Genomic DNA, 1,959 nt, shown 5'->3' with positions numbered 1-1,959 from the left:
ATGCGCCGTGCTGCTGCGGACCGGTTGGGACCGGCACTGGCGAAAGCGGCTTCAGCGTTCGACTTGCATGTGTTAAGCACGCCGCCAGCGTTCGTCCTGAGCCAGGATCAAACTCTCCAACAATGAATTCAATCCGAGACCCAAATGTCTCAAAGAAACCCACAAAAAAGGGGCAAACCCCACCCACCAAAACAGGTGAGGCATCAAAGCTCTACTAGCTGACAATCACTAGCGCACTGTTGAGTTCTCAAACAACACCACAAAGTGTTACCCGGTTATTCCCTCCGAGCGACACCCACCCTAACAACAACCCCGAAAGGCTCTGACAAGGAGGGCAACCACTCACCCGAAGCGAGGAACACCCACTCTACCACAACCATGGGATCTTGGTTCATGTTCCCCCACCGAGTAACCCGAACTCCCCCTCTCGGAGGGCCCGTCCGGTCTCCCCGGCGACGAAGTAAACACTACACACCCCACCAACCCCACCCGAAAGGGGGGTCCCCTTACGACGTTCCCCCTGGTCAACGGCCGATCGGCGCCGAAAGCCGAGGGCCCCTCCCGCACACCGGCGGAAGGGGCCCTCGGAGAGCGGGAGCGTCCGGGGGTGTCAGGCCACCAGCCGCACACCCGCGAGGGTCCGCTTGCCGCGGCGGACGACCAGCCAGCGCCCGGGCAGGGCATCGGTGGCCGCCGGTTGCCAGCCCTCGTCGGTGATCTTGCCGTTGTTCACGTAGGCGCCGCCCTCCTTCACCGTCCGGCGTGCGGCGCCCTTGCTGTCGACCACCCCGGCCGCGACGAGCAGGTCGACCACCGTGGGCGCGTCGTCGAGCTTGACGTCGGCGGTGGGTACCTCGGCCATCGCCGCATCGAGGGTGGCCTCGTCCAGCTCGCGCAGATCCCCCCGGCCGAACAGCGCCTGGCTGGCCGCCATGACCTTGCGGGTCTGCTCCGGGCCGTGCACGAGATCGGTCAGCTCGCGCGCCAGCCTGCGTTGCCCCTCCCGTGCCGCCGGGCGATCCCGTGTCGCCGTCTCCAGCTCGCCGATCTCGTCGGCGTCGAGGAAGGTCAGCAGCTTCAGGTACGGCACCACGTCCGCGTCGGCGACGTTGACGAAGTACTGGAACCAGGCGTACGGCGAGGTCATCGTGGGGTCGAGCCACACGTTGCCGCCACCGGTGGACTTGCCGAGCTTGTGTCCCTCCGAGTCGGTGATCAACGGTGTGGTCAGCGCGTGCACCTGTTCGCCGTACACCCGGCGCACCAGGTCGACTCCGGCCACGATGTTGCCCCACTGGTCGGACCCGCCGATCTGCAGCCGGACGCCGTAGCGGTCGAACAGTTCACGGTAGTCGGTCGCCTGCAGGAGCATGTAGCTGAACTCGGTGTAGGAGATGCCCTCGCCCTCCAGCCTGCGCCGGACCGTGTCCCGGGACAGCATCGTGTTCACCGAGAAGTGCTTGCCCACGTCCCGCAGAAAGGTGGGCACGCTCATGGATCCGAGCCAGTCGAGGTTGTTCACCTCGATCGGCGGCACGTCCGGGTGGTCGAAGTCCACGAACCGGGCCAGCTGCCCCCGCAGCCTGCCCGCCCACTCCCGGACCTGCTCCTCGGAGTTCAGCGTCCGCTCCCCGACCTCGCGGGGGTCGCCGATCAGGCCGGTGCCGCCCCCCGCCAGCAGGACGGGCCGGTGTCCCGCGTCCTGGAACCGGCGCAGCACGAGCATCTGGACGAGGTGACCCGCGTGCAGGCTGGGGGCGGTGGGGTCGAAGCCGCCGTAGACCGCGACCCGCCCGGAGTCCAGTTCCCGGCGCATCGCCTCGGGATCGGTGGACTGCGCGATGAGACCGCGCCAGGACAGCTCGTCGAGAATGTGCTCACTCACGCCGACATTGTCGCGCACCGGCCGCGCCGCTCGCGCCCGGGCGGCGACCCGGTCAGGCGCGGGGACGGGCCCGG

The 1,959-nt window shown here is 67.6% G+C and carries 1 protein-coding gene and 1 rRNA gene; both read right to left on the bottom strand.

The genetic code is table 11. The features are described from left to right. A 16S ribosomal RNA gene (locus SACHA_RS24895) occupies window positions 1–123 on the bottom strand; the annotation flags it as partial. Between the two features lie 487 nt (window positions 124–610). Continuing rightward, window positions 611–1,885: a tyrosine--tRNA ligase gene (gene tyrS / locus SACHA_RS0103855; protein ID WP_020628592.1), complete on the bottom strand. Its 1,275-nt coding sequence runs from the start codon at window positions 1,883–1,885 to the stop codon at window positions 611–613. Between the last annotated feature and the right edge of the window lie 74 nt (window positions 1,886–1,959).

The sequence above is a fragment of the Saccharomonospora halophila 8 genome (assembly GCF_000383775.1).
GTDB classification, from domain to species: Bacteria; Actinomycetota; Actinomycetes; order Mycobacteriales; family Pseudonocardiaceae; genus Saccharomonospora; species Saccharomonospora halophila.
This window is presented reverse-complemented; position numbering and strand designations above follow the sequence as displayed.